This window comes from Acholeplasma hippikon, from assembly GCF_900660755.1.
Taxonomy (GTDB): domain Bacteria; phylum Bacillota_I; class Bacilli_A; order Acholeplasmatales; family Acholeplasmataceae; genus Acholeplasma; species Acholeplasma hippikon.
Genome location: NZ_LR215050.1, coordinates 1,282,604 through 1,299,046 on the forward strand (window position 1 = coordinate 1,282,604; position 16,443 = coordinate 1,299,046).

Annotated in this window: 9 protein-coding genes, 7 tRNA genes, 5 rRNA genes and 1 pseudogene; 20 read left to right on the plus strand and 2 right to left on the minus strand. The window is 35.5% G+C overall.

Annotated features, from left to right (window positions below; translation table 11 throughout):
* Positions 1–14: 14 nt before the first annotated feature.
* From rrf (EXC59_RS06320) to EXC59_RS06390, 15 genes are all read left to right on the plus strand, one after another.
* A 5S ribosomal RNA gene (rrf, locus tag EXC59_RS06320) occupies positions 15–126 on the plus strand.
* Between the two features lie 36 nt (positions 127–162).
* Positions 163–239, plus strand: a tRNA-Asn gene (locus EXC59_RS06325).
* 177 nt (positions 240–416) lie between these two features.
* Positions 417–529 (plus strand): 5S ribosomal RNA (gene rrf / locus EXC59_RS06330).
* 18 nt (positions 530–547) lie between these two features.
* Positions 548–623, plus strand: a tRNA-Val gene (locus EXC59_RS06335).
* 552 nt (positions 624–1,175) lie between these two features.
* A 16S ribosomal RNA gene (locus tag EXC59_RS06340) occupies positions 1,176–2,682 on the plus strand.
* Between the two features lie 168 nt (positions 2,683–2,850).
* Positions 2,851–5,693: ribosomal RNA gene (locus EXC59_RS06345) — 23S ribosomal RNA — on the plus strand.
* A gap of 63 nt (positions 5,694–5,756) precedes the next feature.
* A 5S ribosomal RNA gene (gene rrf / locus EXC59_RS06350) occupies positions 5,757–5,868 on the plus strand.
* Together the 16S, 23S and 5S rRNA genes with 3 tRNA genes alongside form the textbook arrangement of a ribosomal RNA operon.
* A 36-nt stretch (positions 5,869–5,904) precedes the next feature.
* Positions 5,905–5,981 (plus strand) — tRNA-Asn (locus tag EXC59_RS06355).
* Between the two features lie 121 nt (positions 5,982–6,102).
* Positions 6,103–6,744: a uridine kinase gene (gene udk / locus EXC59_RS06360; protein ID WP_345694208.1), complete on the plus strand. Its 642-nt coding sequence runs from the start codon at positions 6,103–6,105 to the stop codon at positions 6,742–6,744.
* The gene (locus EXC59_RS06365; protein ID WP_051658924.1) at positions 6,741–7,367 is read left to right on the plus strand and encodes a 5'-methylthioadenosine/S-adenosylhomocysteine nucleosidase family protein; all 627 of its coding nucleotides are present in this window, start codon (positions 6,741–6,743) and stop codon (positions 7,365–7,367) included. Before udk ends, EXC59_RS06365 begins: the two co-directional genes overlap by 4 nt.
* Positions 7,368–7,916: a DJ-1/PfpI family protein gene (locus EXC59_RS06370; RefSeq protein WP_035368302.1), complete on the plus strand. Its 549-nt coding sequence runs from the start codon at positions 7,368–7,370 to the stop codon at positions 7,914–7,916.
* A 74-nt stretch (positions 7,917–7,990) separates the two neighbouring features.
* Positions 7,991–8,066 (plus strand) — tRNA-Glu (locus EXC59_RS06375).
* Between the two features lie 8 nt (positions 8,067–8,074).
* Positions 8,075–8,151, plus strand: a tRNA-Arg gene (locus EXC59_RS06380).
* Between the two features lie 56 nt (positions 8,152–8,207).
* Positions 8,208–8,284 (plus strand) — tRNA-Pro (locus tag EXC59_RS06385).
* A 6-nt stretch (positions 8,285–8,290) separates the two neighbouring features.
* A tRNA-Gly gene (locus EXC59_RS06390) sits at positions 8,291–8,365 on the plus strand.
* A 102-nt stretch (positions 8,366–8,467) separates the two neighbouring features.
* On the opposite strand, the gene EXC59_RS06395 is transcribed toward EXC59_RS06390, so the two are convergent.
* The gene (locus EXC59_RS06395) at positions 8,468–9,364 is read right to left on the minus strand and encodes a hypothetical protein (protein WP_035368301.1); all 897 of its coding nucleotides are present in this window, start codon (positions 9,362–9,364) and stop codon (positions 8,468–8,470) included.
* Between the two features lie 150 nt (positions 9,365–9,514).
* Here EXC59_RS06395 and EXC59_RS06400 point away from each other — a divergent pair, with 150 nt between their 5' ends.
* The 3 genes from EXC59_RS06400 (at position 9,515) to EXC59_RS06410 (ending at position 12,539) form a co-directional block, all read left to right on the plus strand.
* Complete coding sequence (locus EXC59_RS06400) at positions 9,515–10,405, plus strand: Ppx/GppA phosphatase family protein (RefSeq protein ID WP_035368299.1); 891 nt, start codon at positions 9,515–9,517, stop codon at positions 10,403–10,405.
* A gap of 15 nt (positions 10,406–10,420) precedes the next feature.
* The gene (locus tag EXC59_RS06405; protein ID WP_162163879.1) at positions 10,421–10,981 is read left to right on the plus strand and encodes a hypothetical protein; all 561 of its coding nucleotides are present in this window, start codon (positions 10,421–10,423) and stop codon (positions 10,979–10,981) included.
* A gap of 190 nt (positions 10,982–11,171) precedes the next feature.
* Positions 11,172–12,539, plus strand: a complete 1,368-nt coding sequence (locus EXC59_RS06410; RefSeq protein ID WP_035368296.1) for a hypothetical protein — start codon at positions 11,172–11,174, stop codon at positions 12,537–12,539.
* A 51-nt stretch (positions 12,540–12,590) separates the two neighbouring features.
* Here EXC59_RS06410 and EXC59_RS06415 read toward each other — a convergent pair.
* A pseudogene (locus tag EXC59_RS06415) lies at positions 12,591–14,741 on the minus strand (ATP-dependent Clp protease ATP-binding subunit); the annotation flags it as partial.
* Between the two features lie 152 nt (positions 14,742–14,893).
* Here EXC59_RS06415 and trhO point away from each other — a divergent pair.
* Positions 14,894–15,859 (plus strand): oxygen-dependent tRNA uridine(34) hydroxylase TrhO, encoded by a 966-nt coding sequence (gene trhO / locus EXC59_RS06420; RefSeq protein WP_035368295.1) that lies wholly within the window; start codon positions 14,894–14,896, stop codon positions 15,857–15,859.
* 79 nt (positions 15,860–15,938) lie between these two features.
* A complete protein-coding gene (locus tag EXC59_RS06425) occupies positions 15,939–16,403 on the plus strand; it encodes a low molecular weight protein-tyrosine-phosphatase (RefSeq protein WP_035368292.1) in 465 nt (154 codons plus the stop codon).
* Positions 16,404–16,443 lie beyond the last annotated feature (40 nt).

Sequence of the window (16,443 nt, forward strand, 5' to 3'; positions counted from 1 at the left end):
TTTGAGAGTATATGTCTGGTGACGATGGCGAGGTGGATCCACCTGTTCCCATCCCGAACACAGAAGTTAAGCACCTCAGCGCCGAAGATAGTTAATACAAATAGCAAAAATAGGACGTTGCCAGGCATTATCTCATTATGATATAATATAAATAGCATTGAAGCCTACCTAGCTCAGTTGGTTAGAGCACCTGACTGTTAATCAGGGGGTCGCCTGTTCGAGCCAGGCGGTGGGCGCCATTCTTAAAATTGGAAGAGTCTTAGGACTCGTTTTTTTATTTTTATAGCTAAAAATGATAATCTGAAGTATAAAAGAGAAGAATTTTTAAATTAATGTGGAAAAGTATAGAAACTAAAAAATTGTACTTTACAAAAGTAATATAATGTATTATCATTTATATGGTTTTAAAATCAATGTCTGGTGATGATGGCGAGGTGGATCCACCTGTTCCCATCCCGAACACAGAAGTTAAGCACCTATAGCGCCGAAGATAGTTAATACAAATAGCAAAAATAGGACGTTGCCAGGCAAGATTTTAAACCATTATGGAGGCTTAGCTCAGCTGGGAGAGCATCTGCCTTACAAGCAGAGGGTCGGCGGTTCGATCCCGTCAGCCTCCACCATTTAATTTAATTTACTAATTTATATAAAAGAGGATGTTCATTAAGATTAAATTTGAGTTCACTTGACTCATTTTTTTATGAGCAAAGATGATCTAGTAACCTTTATATATAAATAGCCGTATAAAGAACTTAAATAGCATGAGAAACTGCATAAAAAAACAATCAAAATTAATTTATTTAAGGATTTAATATATTATTTAAAAACCTTAAGAAAAATACCAAAATATTTGATTAAAATCTGATTAAATAAGGTTTTAAATAATCTTGAAAAAAAGTTAAAAAAGATGTTGACTTAATATTTGAGTTGTTATACAATAAAGAAGTCGCCAAAAACGACAAACAAAAAAATCCAATTCTTATCTTATAGATAACCTATTCGAGACTATAAAAAATACTTTTTAAAAAAGTTAAAAAAGTAGTTGACAAGGCTGAAAATAAGTGATAGAATGATTAGGCTGTCAAACGACAGCGCAATCAAATAAGTCTTTGAAAACTGAATGATGATGAACAATGAATTAAAAAAAATAAAGAGCTAAAATCAAACAAAAACATTTAATGGAGAGTTTGATCCTGGCTCAGGATGAACGCTGGCGGCGTGCCTAATACATGCAAGTCGAACGCTCTATAGCAATATAGGGAGTGGCGAACGGGTGAGTAACACGTAGATAACCTACCCTTACTTCGAGGATAACTTCGGGAAACTGGAGCTAATACTGGATAGGACATATTGAGGCATCTTAATATGTTTAAAGATTTATCGAGTAAGGAGGGGTCTGCGGCGCATTAGTTAGTTGGTGGGGTAAAGGCCTACCAAGACGATGATGCGTAGCCGGACTGAGAGGTCTACCGGCCACATTGGGACTGAGAACGGCCCAAACTCCTACGGGAGGCAGCAGTAGGGAATTTTCGGCAATGGGGGAAACCCTGACCGAGCAACGCCGCGTGAACGAAGAAGTTCTTCGGAATGTAAAGTTCTTTTATCTGGGAAGAAAAATAACCAAATTGACGGTACCAGATGAATAAGCCCCGGCTAACTATGTGCCAGCAGCCGCGGTAATACATAGGGGGCAAGCGTTATCCGGATTTACTGGGCGTAAAGGGTGCGTAGGTTGTTAATTAAGTTTCTGGTATAAGTGCAGTGCTCAACGCTGTGATGCTAGAAAAACTGGTTAGCTAGAGTAAGACAGAGGTAAGTGGAATTCCATGTGTAGCGGTAAAATGCGTAAATATATGGAGGAACACCAGTGGCGAAGGCGGCTTACTGGGTCTTTACTGACGCTGATGCACGAAAGCGTGGGGAGCAAACAGGATTAGATACCCTGGTAGTCCACGCCGTAAACGATGAGTACTAAGTGTTGGCCCTAAGGGTCAGTGCTGCAGCTAACGCATTAAGTACTCCGCCTGAGTAGTACGTACGCAAGTATGAAACTCAAAGGAATTGACGGGACCCCGCACAAGCGGTGGATCATGTTCTTTAATTCGTCGATACGCGAAAAACCTTACCAGGTCTTGACATACTCTGCAATGGCTTAGAAATAAGTTCGGAGGTTAACAGATGTACAGGTGGTGCACGGTTGTCGTCAGCTCGTGTCGTGAGATGTTGGGTTAAGTCCCGCAACGAGCGCAACCCTTATTGCTAGTTACCATCATTAAGTTGGGGACTCTAGCGAGACTGCCAGTGATAAACTGGAGGAAGGTGGGGATGACGTCAAATCATCATGCCCCTTATGACCTGGGCTAGAAACGTGATACAATGGCAAATACAAAGAGAAGCAAGAGGGTGACCTGGAGCGAATCTCATAAAAATTGTCTCAGTTCGGATTGAAGTCTGCAACTCGACTTCATGAAGTTGGAATCGCTAGTAATCGCAGATCAGCATGCTGCGGTGAATACGTTCTCGGGGTTTGTACACACCGCCCGTCAAACCACGAAAGTGAACAATACCCAAAGCCGGTGGCCTAACCCGAAAGGGAGGGAGCCGTCTAAGGTAGGGTTCATGATTGGGGTTAAGTCGTAACAAGGTATCCCTACGGGAACGTGGGGATGGATCACCTCCTTTCTAAGGAGAAAGGCTTACTAATAATAAGCAAAAATAGCTTAGTAGCATAAGCTAAACAATTTCTTCATGTTCATCATATTCAGTTTTGAGAGACTTATGTTTCTCAGAAAAAAGTATCAAATTGAGTCTTTGAAAAGTAGATAAATGATGTCAGAAATGATTAAAAAAGGTTAAGGAAGAAAGGGCATGCAGTGGATGCCTTGGCACCAAGAGGCGATGAAGGACGGAACTAACACCGAAATGCCGGGAGTAGCTGTAAGTAAGCGACGATCCCCGGATGTCCGAATGGGGGAACCCACCATGTGGAAGACATGGTACAGTCGTAAGACTGAGCGACACGCAGGGAATTGAAATATCTCACGTACCTGCAGGAAAAGAAAGTAAAAACGATTCTGTCAGTAGCGACGAGCGAACGCGGAGGAGCCAGATAACTAAGGTTACAAAATCATATCATAGGTGAACGACTTGGGAAGGTCGGGCATAGAGGGTGATACCCCCGTAATCGAAATGGTATGATCCATGTTATCAAAAAGTAGGGCGGGACACGAGAAATCCCGTTTGAAGATAGGAGGACCATCTCCTAAGGCTAAATACTACTTGGTGACCGATAGTGAACCAGTACAGTGATGGAAAGGTGAAAAGAACCCCGGGAGGGGAGTGAAAGAGAACCTGAAACTGTGTGCTTACAAATAGTCAGAGCCCGTTAATGGGTGATGGCATGCCTTTTGTAGAATGAACCGGCGAGTTACGTTACATAGCAAGGTTAAGGATGAAGGTCCGGAGCCGAAGCGAAAGCGAGTCTGAATAGGGCGACTAAGTTGTGTGATGTAGACCCGAAACTGGGTGATTTAGCCATGAGCAGGTTGAAGTAAGGGTAGTACCTTATGGAGGACCGAACCGGTGTTGGTTGAAAACAGCTCGGATGACTTGTGGCTAGGGGAGAAATTCCAATCGAACTCAGAGATAGCTGGTTCTCCCCGAAATATCTTTAGGGATAGCGTTAGAAAAAAGATTTGTCGAAGGTAGAGCACTGAATGTGTGATGGCCCCACCTCGGGGTACTGAACACAATCAAACTACGAATGTCGGCAAATGCGTCTAGCAGTCAGACTACGGGTGATAAGGTTCGTGGTCAAAAGGGAAAGAGCCCAGACCGCCAGATAAGGTCCCAAAATATATGCTAAGTGGAAAAGGAAGTGGAGATGCACAAACAACCAGGATGTTGGCTTAGAAGCAGCCATCATTTAAAGAGTGCGTAAAAGCTCACTGGTCGAGTGACTCTGCGCCGAAAATGTACCGGGGCTAAGCATATTACCGAAGCTGCGGATTTAAAGTAAAGAATATTTTAAGTGGTAGGGGAGCGTTCCCGTTGCGGAGAAGCATGATCGTAAGGACATGTGGAGCGGCGGGAAGTGAGAATGCCGGTGTGAGTAACGAAAAGACAGGTGAGAATCCTGTCCGTCATAAACCCAAGGTTTCCAGGGGAAGGTTCGTCCGCCCTGGGTAAGTCGGGACCTAAGGTGAGGCTGAAAAGCGTAGCCGATGGATAACTAGTAGAGATTCTAGTACCAGTGTAATGACTGATGGAGTGACAGAGGAGGATAGGCTCCCGCTCTTAGTGGATTGAGCGAAAAGAGTACGAGGCTGTGTCTTAGGCAAATCCGGGACACATAAGGCTGAGGCTTGATGGAGTACGAGTTCAGACTCTCTAGAAAAGCTTCTAGGGTTAATCATTATACTGCCCGTACCGTAAACCGACACAGGTGGGTGAGTAGAATATATTAAGACGCGCGAGAAAACTGTTGTTAAGGAACTCGGCAAATTGACCCCGTAACTTAGGGAAAAGGGGGACTTAAATGAAAAAATTAAGTCGCAGAGAAAAGGCCCAAGCGACTGTTTAGCAAAAACACAGCTCTCTGCAAAACCGTAAGGTGAAGTATAGAGGGTGACGCTTGCCCGGTGCTGGAAGATTAAGAGGAGATGTCAGGGGTAACCTAAAGCATTGAATTGAAGTCCCAGTAAACGGCGGCCGTAACTATAACGGTCCTAAGGTAGCGAAATTCCTTGGCGGGTAAGTTCCGTCCTGCACGAAAAGCGTAACGATTTGGGCACTGTCTCAACAACAGACTCGGTGAAATCAAGCTGCCGGTGAAAACGCCGGCTACCCGCGATTAGACGAAAAGACCCCATGGAGCTTCACTGTAACTTGATATTGAAATTGGGTGTAAGATGTACAGGATAGGTAGGACGCTATGAAGTTGGTACGCTAGTATCGATGGAGCGGTCGTTGGGATACTACCCTTCGTGCACTTAGTTTCTAACTCGCCGGAGTGGATCCGGGAGGACAGTGTCTGGTGGGCAGTTTGACTGGGGCGGTCGCCTCCTAAAGAGTAACGGAGGCGCTCGAAGGTTACCTCAGAACGGTCGGAAATCGTTCTATAGAGTGCAATGGCAGAAGGTAGCTTGACTGCGAGACAAACAAGTCGAGCAGGGACGAAAGTCGGACATAGTGATCTTACGGTACCGAATGGAAGGGCCGTGACTCAACGGATAAAAGTTACCCTGGGGATAACAGGCTTATCGCTTCCAAGCGTTCACAGCGACGAAGCGGTTTGGCACCTCGATGTCGGCTCGTCGCATCCTGGAGCTGGAGTAGGTTCCAAGGGTTGGGCTGTTCGCCCATTAAAGCGGCACGCGAGCTGGGTTCAGAACGTCGTGAGACAGTTCGGTCTCTATCTATCGTGGGCGTTGGAAATTTGAAGGGAGCTGTCCTTAGTATGAGAAGACCGGGATGGACATACCTCTGGTGCACCAATTGGCATTCCAGTGCCACAGTTGGGTAGCTATGTATGGAAGGGATAAACGCTGAAAGCATCTAAGCGTGAAGCCCACCTTAAGATGAGATTTCCCAATTAGTAAGACCCCTTGAAGACGACAAGGTTGATAGGTCAGGTGTGTAAGCACAGTGATGTGTTTAGCTTACTGATACTAATAGGTCGAGGACTTAACCTTAAGTAATTAAATTTACAAATAAACATTTCTGAAAAATCATTTATCTAGTTTTGAGAGTATATGTCTGGTGACGATGGCGAGGTGGATCCACCTGTTCCCATCCCGAACACAGAAGTTAAGCACCTCAGCGCCGAAGATAGTTAATACAAATAGCAAAAATAGGACGTTGCCAGGCATTATCTCATTATGATATAATATAAATAGCATTGAAGCCTACCTAGCTCAGTTGGTTAGAGCACCTGACTGTTAATCAGGGGGTCGCCTGTTCGAGCCAGGCGGTGGGCGCCATTCTTAAAATTGGAAGAGTCTTAGGACTCTTTTTGTTTTTTATGGGAAAATAAAAAATTATTTACCACATCCTTAAATAAATACAATGTTATGATATATAATATTAGAGTAAAAAAAATGAGTGAGGCGCCAAATGGATAAACCATATTTAATTATTGTAGCAGGTGGATCTGCATCTGGAAAATCTACAGTTGTTCAATCAATTATTAAAAACGCAGGACTAGATGATGTTTTAGATATCAACCAAGATGATTACTATAATGATCAGTCACATATGACAATGGAAGAAAGAATTAAAGTTAACTATGATCATCCAAACGCGCTAGATAATCAATTGCTTTTCCAACATATTAAAGATTTACTAGCCGGTAAAAGTATTTCTAAACCGACATATGACTATAAGAATTATACACGTGCAAAAGAAGTAGAAATTGTACATTCTAAACCTGTTATTATTGTTGAAGGTATCTTAGCATTAACAGATAAAAAATTACGTGATTTAGCAGATTTAAAAATCTTTGTTGAATCAGACAATGACATTAGATTCATTCGTCGTTTAAAACGTGATATGGTATCTCGTGGACGCAGCTTAGAATCTGTGATTGAACAATACTTATCAACAGTTAAACCAATGCATTATCAATTTGTAAAACCAACAAAACGCTACGCAGATATTATTATTCCAAATGATGATGGTCATAGTGTAGCTGTTGAATTAATTGTTGGTATGTTAAAACAATTTATGGAGAAAAAAAATAAATGACATTAATTATATGCGCAATGATGGACGAAGCAAGTGCTTTAGTTAAAAATTTAAATTTAGTAGAAAAAACACCTTTTGAAATTTACAAAGGAAGAATTCAAAATCACGAAGTTTTAGTTATGATTTCAGGTGTTGGTAAAACCAATGCAAGTATGGCAACAGCTTATGCACTCACTAAATTTAATATTGATTTAATCATTAATCCAGGGATTGCTGGAGGTGCGCATGTTAAAAAACACGCTACTTATTTAGTCAGTGAAGCAAGTTATCATGATTTTGATTTAACTGTGTTCAATTATGAGATAGGTCAAGTTCCTAAATATCCAGCAAAATTTAAAGTTCTCGAACTACTAAAGAATAAGTTCTCTAACTTTACATTTGTTCCGCTTTTCACGGGCGATAAATTTTCAACAACTTTAATAAATAATAACCCATATGTAGCGGATATGGAAGGTGCAGCAATTTTCCAAGTTGCGTATAAATTTAATAAAAATGTGATTTCTCTTAAAATTGTTAGTGATGTAATTGGTTCAAATAATCAAATTGATGATTACGTGAAATTAGAAAGTTCATTTGATGAAATATTGAGTGAGGAAGTTAGAAAAATATTGGAGGTATTATAAATGAAAGGTTTATTTATCTTTTCCGATGGCATGGAGGATAACGAAGCGTTATCTACACGTGCACTACTTGTTAGAGCAGGATTTGAGATTGATTCTGCGACAATTAACCACAATTTAATTGTTGAAACCTCATACAAACAAAAGGTTATTTGTGATCTTCACATGGATGAAGTAGACTTTAAAAATTACGATTTTTTACTCATTCCAGGTGGACCCTATGTAAACCACATCATTGATGACGAAAAAGTGATTAAAAACGCAATTTTAGCGTTTAATGAGGCCGAAAAAGTGATTGGAGCGATTTGTGCAGCCCCACGTTTTTTAGGTCGCTTAGGACTCTTAGAAGGAAAAGAATTTACGGCTTACCCAGGATCAGAAAAAGAAGTAAAAAATTCTTTATATTTTGTTGACAAAAAGTCTATAATTTGTGGTAATATAGTAACGGCACGAAGTGCTGGCACAGTAATTGATTTTGTGTATAATCTCATTGTAAGGCTTAAAAATGAAGCTGCAGCAAATGAGCTATTGGACAGAATTTTATATCGATAAAAAATTGTAAAAAAGTTAATTTAGTTGTTGACATTTTATAATAAGTTGATATAATTATACATGCGCTAATAAGTGGCCCGTTGGAGAAACGGTTAACTCACATGCCTTTCACGCATGCATTCACGGGTTCAAATCCCGTACGGGTCACCATTAATTTTGCACCCATAGCTCAATTGGATAGAGCGTTTGACTACGGATCAAAAGGTTAGGGGTTCAAATCCTCTTGGGTGCGCCATTAATATATTGACAAGCGCCACTTACAGTGATACAATTAAAAAGCAATCAAGATTTCGGGAAGTAGCTCAGCTTGGTGGAGCACCTGGTTTGGGACCAGGGGGCCGCAGGTTCAAATCCTGTCTTCCCGACCATTCTCTGCGGGTGTCGTATAATGGTTATTACTTCAGCCTTCCAAGCTGAAGACGGCGGTTCGATTCCGCTCACCCGCTCCATTTAATAATTAACAAGGACTTAACAGTCCTTTTTTTATTTCTTAATTACGATTAACAAAAAGAGCATGTATCCTTAAATGGAAACCACGCTCTTTTAATTATTTATTCATATTGAGTTTCAAAGATAAATGAGTGATTAGTTAGTTTGTAACTTGCAAAAGGATAACCTTGACTAAAGCCTTTTTCCATGGCTTTTGACGTTGGGTAGAGGTAAGTATTAGAATTTAACAAAATCTCTTCAAAATTGACATTTTTAAACGATGCAGCACATAATGGATCCCATAAGGTATCACTTACAGGAACTAAAGATGATCCGACTAAGAATCTGCCCTCTTTTTGATGCATATTTTCTTCTATGCGTATATACTTCTCATAACTTATATCTTTATTTAATACATCAATTTTAAAATACCAACCATCTTTTGTTGTTGTAAGAAATACTTTAAAGTTATCAGTACCCTTAAAGGTTTTTTCATTAAGAAATTCAAACTTTGAAAGAACAATAGAATCTAAATAAAACACTTTTTCTTTTAACCCACCCATATAGTAATAAAAAGGTTGTACAACAACTTCATCGTTTACATGACGTATGGTTAATCCCACATCAAGTTCATCAACTGTTTTATGATTGAATAAAACATAGCCATTATATTTGGTGTTGTTATCAGAAAGGGTATAAGTAGCATTATCTAAGTTAATGAAAGCTTCTAAAGTATTAAATCCCACTTTTGAATATAAGTAATTATAAGCACCAGTGTGATATTCTAACTCAATTGATTTTGAACTCTTAGGATAATACTTGATAGGTAAGTAAACATATCTTTTATTTGCTTTATCAACTTTAAATAAATGGTTATTGTATAAAACATCAAGTATGTTATTTCTTAAATCAATAATAAGTTCATCATTATCGTTATATATGCTTAAAGCATTAGTTTTTAATGCATGTTTAAGTGTTTCATTTAAATTATTACTTTTAAAATTATTTACCTTATACATAGAATCACCACGCCTTCTGAATATATTTTAAATGATTCATTAAAAATTACCAAATCAAGATGACTCCTAAAGTATTTCTTATACGTATTTGGATAATATTTTATGTTGGCATGCTACAATAAAAACATAAGGAATAAGGAGACTAATGATATGAACTATGGCGTCATTGACCTTGGTTCAAACTCAGTAAGATTAGTCATTTATAAACAAACTCAAGATCGATTAAAAATTATCTATAACAGAAGAGAGTCAGTTGGTTTAATTGCGTACATAAATAAGGATAATGAACTCACCATTGAAGGAAAAGAGTTGTTGTTAAAAACGCTAAGAAAATTGAGTGTTGAATCAACTAATTTTAAATTAAACTATTTTTATGTTTTAGGAACTGAAGCGTTAAGACAAGCTAAAAATAAAAATGAAGTATTAAGTTTTTTAAAAAATAATTTAGGGTTAGAAATAACTATCTTAAGTGAAAAAGAAGAAGCATTTTATGGAGCATATGCAATCTTAAATGAGTTTAACACCAAACAAGGATTCATTGCTGATTTAGGTGGAGGTTCCACAGAAGTTAGTTTTATTTATGAAGGTAAAATAGATTATTACTTTACTTTAAAGTTAGGTTCTTTAAGTGCATATTTAAAGTTTATTAAACATATTATTCCAAATGAAGCAGAAATAATGATGTTAAAAAATCATATTCGCTTATCATTAAAAGAAATTAAGAAACAAAATAAAGAAATTAATTTATTATATGGTGTAGGTGGAAGCTTTAAAGCGCTTAAAAAACTCATTATAGAGTATTTTGATGAATCTATTGATGCATTTAGCCTAAACGATGTTAAAACCCTTTTAAGCCGAATTTTATACGATTATGAGAAAGAGTATTTGAACTTAGTTAGAATCATTCCAGAACGTGTTCATACGATGATTCCATCACTGGTTATCATAATTGAAATTTGTGAATATTTAGGGGTTAACTTAATTAGTGTTGGAATACAAGGATTAAGAGAAGGATTTATTTTACATAAAATAAAAAATTAGCATGAGGAGATAAGGATGAAGAAAGTACGTTTCGGCATATTAGTACTTGTTGTGGCAGGTATTGTCTTTTTAGGTATGACGGTGTTTCAAAATATATATGAACCGAGTCAATTGATTTATGAACAAACACCAGATAAAACACTTTATATAGAAACGAAGGAAACGGTAGTTTCATATGAAATATATGGAGAGGGCAATGTTGTTTTAATTTTTGGGAACAATGATATCTTGTACTTTCCAATCATTAATAAAAATGTAGAGATTCTAACACAAAATGGATTCTTTACGGATTTAGAAGAAAAAGATGAATTAACAAATGTCCTCATAAAACATTTGGATGCAACATTCGAAGTTGATAATTACAGTTATGTAGCTGAAGTTAAAATGAATGGAAAAACTTATTTAACACTTGAAGAAGGTATTGAAAATAATTTAGCTTATTTTAAACCTTTTGCAAAAAAGGGTAAAACTGGAACCATTTTATTTAGTATTTTATTACCAATATTATTAGCTGGAGCAATCACTTTAATGTCACTAGGATTTATGGAAACCAAAAAAGCACCTCAAGTAAAATGAGGTGCTTTCCTTTTAAATTGAGCATAAAAAGTCATTTATTGAGTAAAAATTATTTTTCATTAATAAATACTATTAATTATGCTACACTATGTTAGACAAAATAATTAAGGGGATTATATGTTGAATAAAGATAAATTAAACTTATTTGGGATATTAAGTGTATTTTTTTGGCGTATTTCTTTTGCTTTTTATGATTCCAACAAAAGTTGAAAGAAACTATAAAATTGGACTCGAAGCGATTAGAGATAACTTAAAGTATAATGGTGAAATCATAGAGGCAGCATATTACGATGAAGAAAAGATTTATTATTTAGTATATGCACGCAATGGTTTTGGATCGCTTGGAAAAGTATTTGCCTATTATGATTATCTAGATTACTTCTTTCATATGATAGAAGTAGATAGTTTTGCATCATCAAAGGTTACACTTTATACTTATGGATCTAAAAAAGTACCTAATTATGTTGTTAAAGGAAAAATAGATCCAATTATTTATCCAGCATTGATTTTCATGCTAACTGGTGGAGTATTAATTTACATATCTTATAGAAGAAAAAATAAACCAATGATTAGTATGAAAGAAAATCAAAAGGTCAGTCAAGAAGATAATGCAATTGATGGATATAAAATCGCATTAGCAGCTTATTTTAGTAATGATTATCAAAAAGCTTACGCGTATTTTGCTAAAGATATTACATACAAAGATACGCCAGTATATCTTTTAAAATTGAAAGAACATTTAGATATTTCTTTAGAAGAAGCAATGTATCAAGAAGTTTTAAAAGCAATCGAAGATAATGATAAAAGACTAGCTATTTATTTTTTAAGTAGTTTAGAAAATTATAAAGATGGAAAAGCATTACTTGAGGAAATTAAAACTCAAAATATAATAGCAGAAAAAGAAAGAATATATCAAAAAGCTGTAGAACTGTCTAAGTCAGAATTTAAAGCTGATAAAGTAAAATCTATAAAATTATTTAAAATTATTTTTGAATATAAGGATAGTCAAAAATATATAGAACAATATGAATTAATAAAAAAGAAGAAATTTAATAAGTACAAAAAAATAGTTGTAACAGTAAGTACGTTAGTTATTGTGTTATTTATAAGTGTGCCTATAATCTTTAATGAGTTCTATGTTAAAAAAGAAATTAAATATTCAGAGGGTTTATCTTATATTTACGACAAAAATTATGATGAAGCAAGAAAAATATTTAATGAGTTAAATAATTACAAAGATGCTAAAAAAATATCAACTTTAATATTTGGGTTAGAACTTTTAGACTTAAATCATTATGAAGAGGCAATCAATCAATTTAAGGATGCAGGATATGAAATCATATTCATCTATGATATTGGATATGAAACACCGATAACTACAAGTCCGAATACAATAATTGATGGTACGCGTGTAACCACAGACATAGAACCTAGTGAATTTAAGATTACAAGTAATATTTATCAATTTAAAGAATGGGAATATAAATCATATAATTTTAATATTTATATCGATCAACCAATCAAATTATACTTTGAAGCAATTTGGATTCGTAAATAAATATAAAAAATAAAAACTCACTCAGTTAGATACTGAATGAGTTTTTTACTTTTAAATATTTGTATGTTTAATCTTTAATTCAGATTCATTTTCAACATAAACATCATATGATAAATGAGGTTCAACAGTTTCTTGAATAATTTGGTTAGCAATGAATGTTTCAATATTTCTTTGGATATAACGTTTTAATGGTCTAGCACCATATTGTTCATTAAATCCATTCTTTATCACATACTTAAGGACATCATCGCCGAAATTGATATGTAAGTTTTGTTGTAGAAGTCTTGTAGATAATTCATTTAACATCTTACGAGCAATTTCAACTTGAACTTTAAAGCCTAAGGCATTGAATGTGATAATTTCATCGATTCTATTTAAAAATTCAGGTTTGAATGATTTTTTGACAAGTTCATCAACTTTCTTATATGCATCTGGATCACCAGATAATAAGAATTCAGAACCAATATTCGAAGTCATGATGATAACAGTATTCTTAAAGTCAATGGTTCGACCTTGTCCATCCGTAAGACGTCCATCATCTAAGACTTGAAGAAGTACGTTAAATACTTCAGGATGTGCTTTTTCAATTTCATCAAATAAAACAATAGCATAAGGTTTTCTTCTAATTGCTTCAGTTAATTGTCCACCTTGATCATATCCAACATATCCTGGAGGAGCACCAATTAAACGAGAGACACTATGAGACTCCATATACTCAGACATATCAATTCTTACCATATGACTTTCATCATCAAATAATAAGTCAGCCAGTGATTTAGCAACCTCTGTTTTACCAACACCGGTAGGACCTAAGAATAAGAATGAACCAATTGGTTTATTTTCATCTTTTATACCTGCACGTTGGCGGATAATAGCGTCACTGATTAATTTTAATGCATGATCTTGACCAATGACACGTTTATGTAAAGTAGATTCTAAGTTCTTTAATTTTTCTTTATCTCCACTAACAAGTTTAGATACTGGAATGTGTGTCCATTTAGAAACAATTTCAGCAATATTTTCAGCAGTTACAACTTCACTTAAGAGTTTATTCTCATCATTTTCTAAAGCTTTTTCATTAATTTCTTTTTCAAGTTGTGGAATTTTTGCGTATTGAAGTTCAGCAGCTTTAGAATAATCCCCACTATTGTAAGCAGTAGATAATTCTAATTTTAATTTTTCTAAAGTTTCTTTTTTCTTTTTGATTTCAGTTAGATGTGATTTTTCTTTTTCCCATTGACTTCTAAGTTTTTGTTCCCTGGCTTTTAGTGAATTAATTTCATCATTAATCTTAGTTAAACGTTCTTTTGAGATTAAATCAGACTCTTTACTTAAGGCACTCTTTTCAATCTCTAGTTGCATTAAACGGCGTAAGACGTCATCTAATTCAACTGGCATAGAGTCAATTTCCATACGAATAGAAGCACAAGCTTCATCAACTAAGTCGATTGCTTTATCGGGTAAGAAGCGAGAAGTAATATAACGATTTGATAAAGTAGCAGCAGCAACAATGGCACTATCTGAGATGTGAACACCATGGTGTGCTTCAAAACGATCTTTTAAACCACGTAAAATGGAGATAGAATCTTCAACAGTTGGTTCCTCAACTAATATTTTTTGGAATCTACGCTCTAATGCCGCATCCTTTTCAATATATTCGCGATATTCATTTAATGTGGTTGCCCCAATACAATGTAGTTCACCACGCGCAAGCATTGGTTTTAGCATATTTGATGCATCCATTGCACCATCAGCTCGACCGGCACCAACGATTGTGTGTAATTCATCGATGAATAGAATGATTTCACCATCAGCTTCTTTAATCTTATTTAATACTGCTTTAAGTCTTTCTTCAAATTCACCACGGAATTTAGCACCAGCAACAAGTGCTGCTAAGTCTAATTCGTAAATTATTTTATTTTGTAGTGTAAGTGGAACGTCTTTATCAACAATTCTTCTAGCAAGACCTTCAACAATTGCAGTTTTACCAACACCCGGTTCACCAATTAAAACAGGGTTGTTTTTGGTCTTACGAGAAAGTATTTTAATGATACGTCTAATTTCATCTTCTCTACCAATGACTGGATCAATTTTCCCTTTCTTGACAGCCTCAACAATATTTCTACCAAACTTATTCAAAATATCTGGATCTTTTGAGTAATCTTCCATAGGATTGAATTGCATATTTTCATCCCTCCCTTTTTTATACAACAATATTATATGCCTAGAAATTGGCACTGTCAAGTATAGAGTGCTAATAATTGTTAAATATGTGTCCACGGGTGCAAGTTAATTGAAAATATATGAATATCATATATAATGAAATGCAGATTAAATTTAAAGGAATGATTTAAATGGAAAATTTAGAATATAGAGTATTACTTTTCTATAAATATGTAACAATTGAAAACCCGGAAAAAACTGTAGAAGAACATCTAAAGTTTTGTAAAGAAATTGGTGTATTAGGTCGTATCTTAATTGCTAAAGAGGGAATCAACGGTACACTTTCTGGAACAGTTGAACAAACAAATAAATATATTGAATATATGAAAAATCACCCACTATTCAACAATATCTTCTTTAAGATTGATGCAGTGGATGGTCACGCATTTAAAAAGATGCATGTAAGAGTAAAAAAAGAATTAGTTAACCTTTCATTAGAAGAAGATTTAAACCCACTTGAATTAACTGGTAAACATTTAACAGCTAAAGAATGGTATGAAGCAATGCAAGATCCTAATACAGTTATCATTGACGCACGTAATGATTATGAATATGATTTAGGTCACTTTAGAGGCGCTATCAAACCTGAAATTAGAAACTTTAGAGAATTACCTCAATGGGTTAAACAAAATAAAGAAAAGTTTGAAGGCAAGAAAATCTTAACTTACTGTACAGGTGGCGTACGTTGTGAAAAATTCTCAGGTTGGTTAAAACGTGAAGGATTTGAAGATGTTGGTCAATTATATGGCGGTATCCATACATATGGTAATGACCCTGAAGTTCAAGGTCAACTTTGGGATGGTAAGATGTATGTCTTCGACCAAAGAATCGCTGTTGATATTAACAAAGTAGAACATGTTGTGGTGGGTAAAGACTACTTCACTGGTGAACCTTGTGAACGTTATATTAACTGTGGTAACCCAGATTGTAATGAACAAATTATTTGTTCAGAAGAAAGCGAACAAAAGCATATGGGATCATGTTGTGATGCATGTCGTTTACATCCTAGAAACCGCTGGGTTATTAAGCATGGCTTAACAATTGAAGACGTTAAACGTAGAAATTTAGAGCTTGCACAAACAAAAGAAATAAATTAAGGACAAAAACTAGCAATCTATTTGAAATTGCTAGTTTTTTTTCTATAATAATTTGTATAGAGAGAGGGAGAATGAGGGAATGATAAAAGTACTTTTTGTGTGCCTAGGAAATATTTGTCGTTCACCAATGGCAGAAGGTGTATTCAAAGCTTATGTAAAAGAGAAGGGTTTGGAAGATAAATTTCATTTTGAATCACGTGCAATTTCAAAGTGGGAAGAAGGCAGACCGGTTCATCCAAAAACATTGGAAAAATTAACGCCACACCAAATTGATTTAACAACGAAGCGTTCAAAAGCAATTTCAGAATTGGACTTTCTTGATTATGACTTCATTATTGGTATGGATAAGAAAAACATTGATTTCTTAAAACAGTTTGATGATGGCGCCTTTAGAAATAAAATCCATATGTACAACAAATTTAAGGATGTTAAAGATCCATATGTTACAGGCAACTTTGAAGAAACATATCAACGAATAACAAAGTCAATGGACAAATGGATTAAAAAGTTTGAAAAAACAATCAAAGAAAAGCAAGTCGAGTAATCGGCTTTTTCTTTTTTAGCCTTCTAGTGCTATTTTCAAT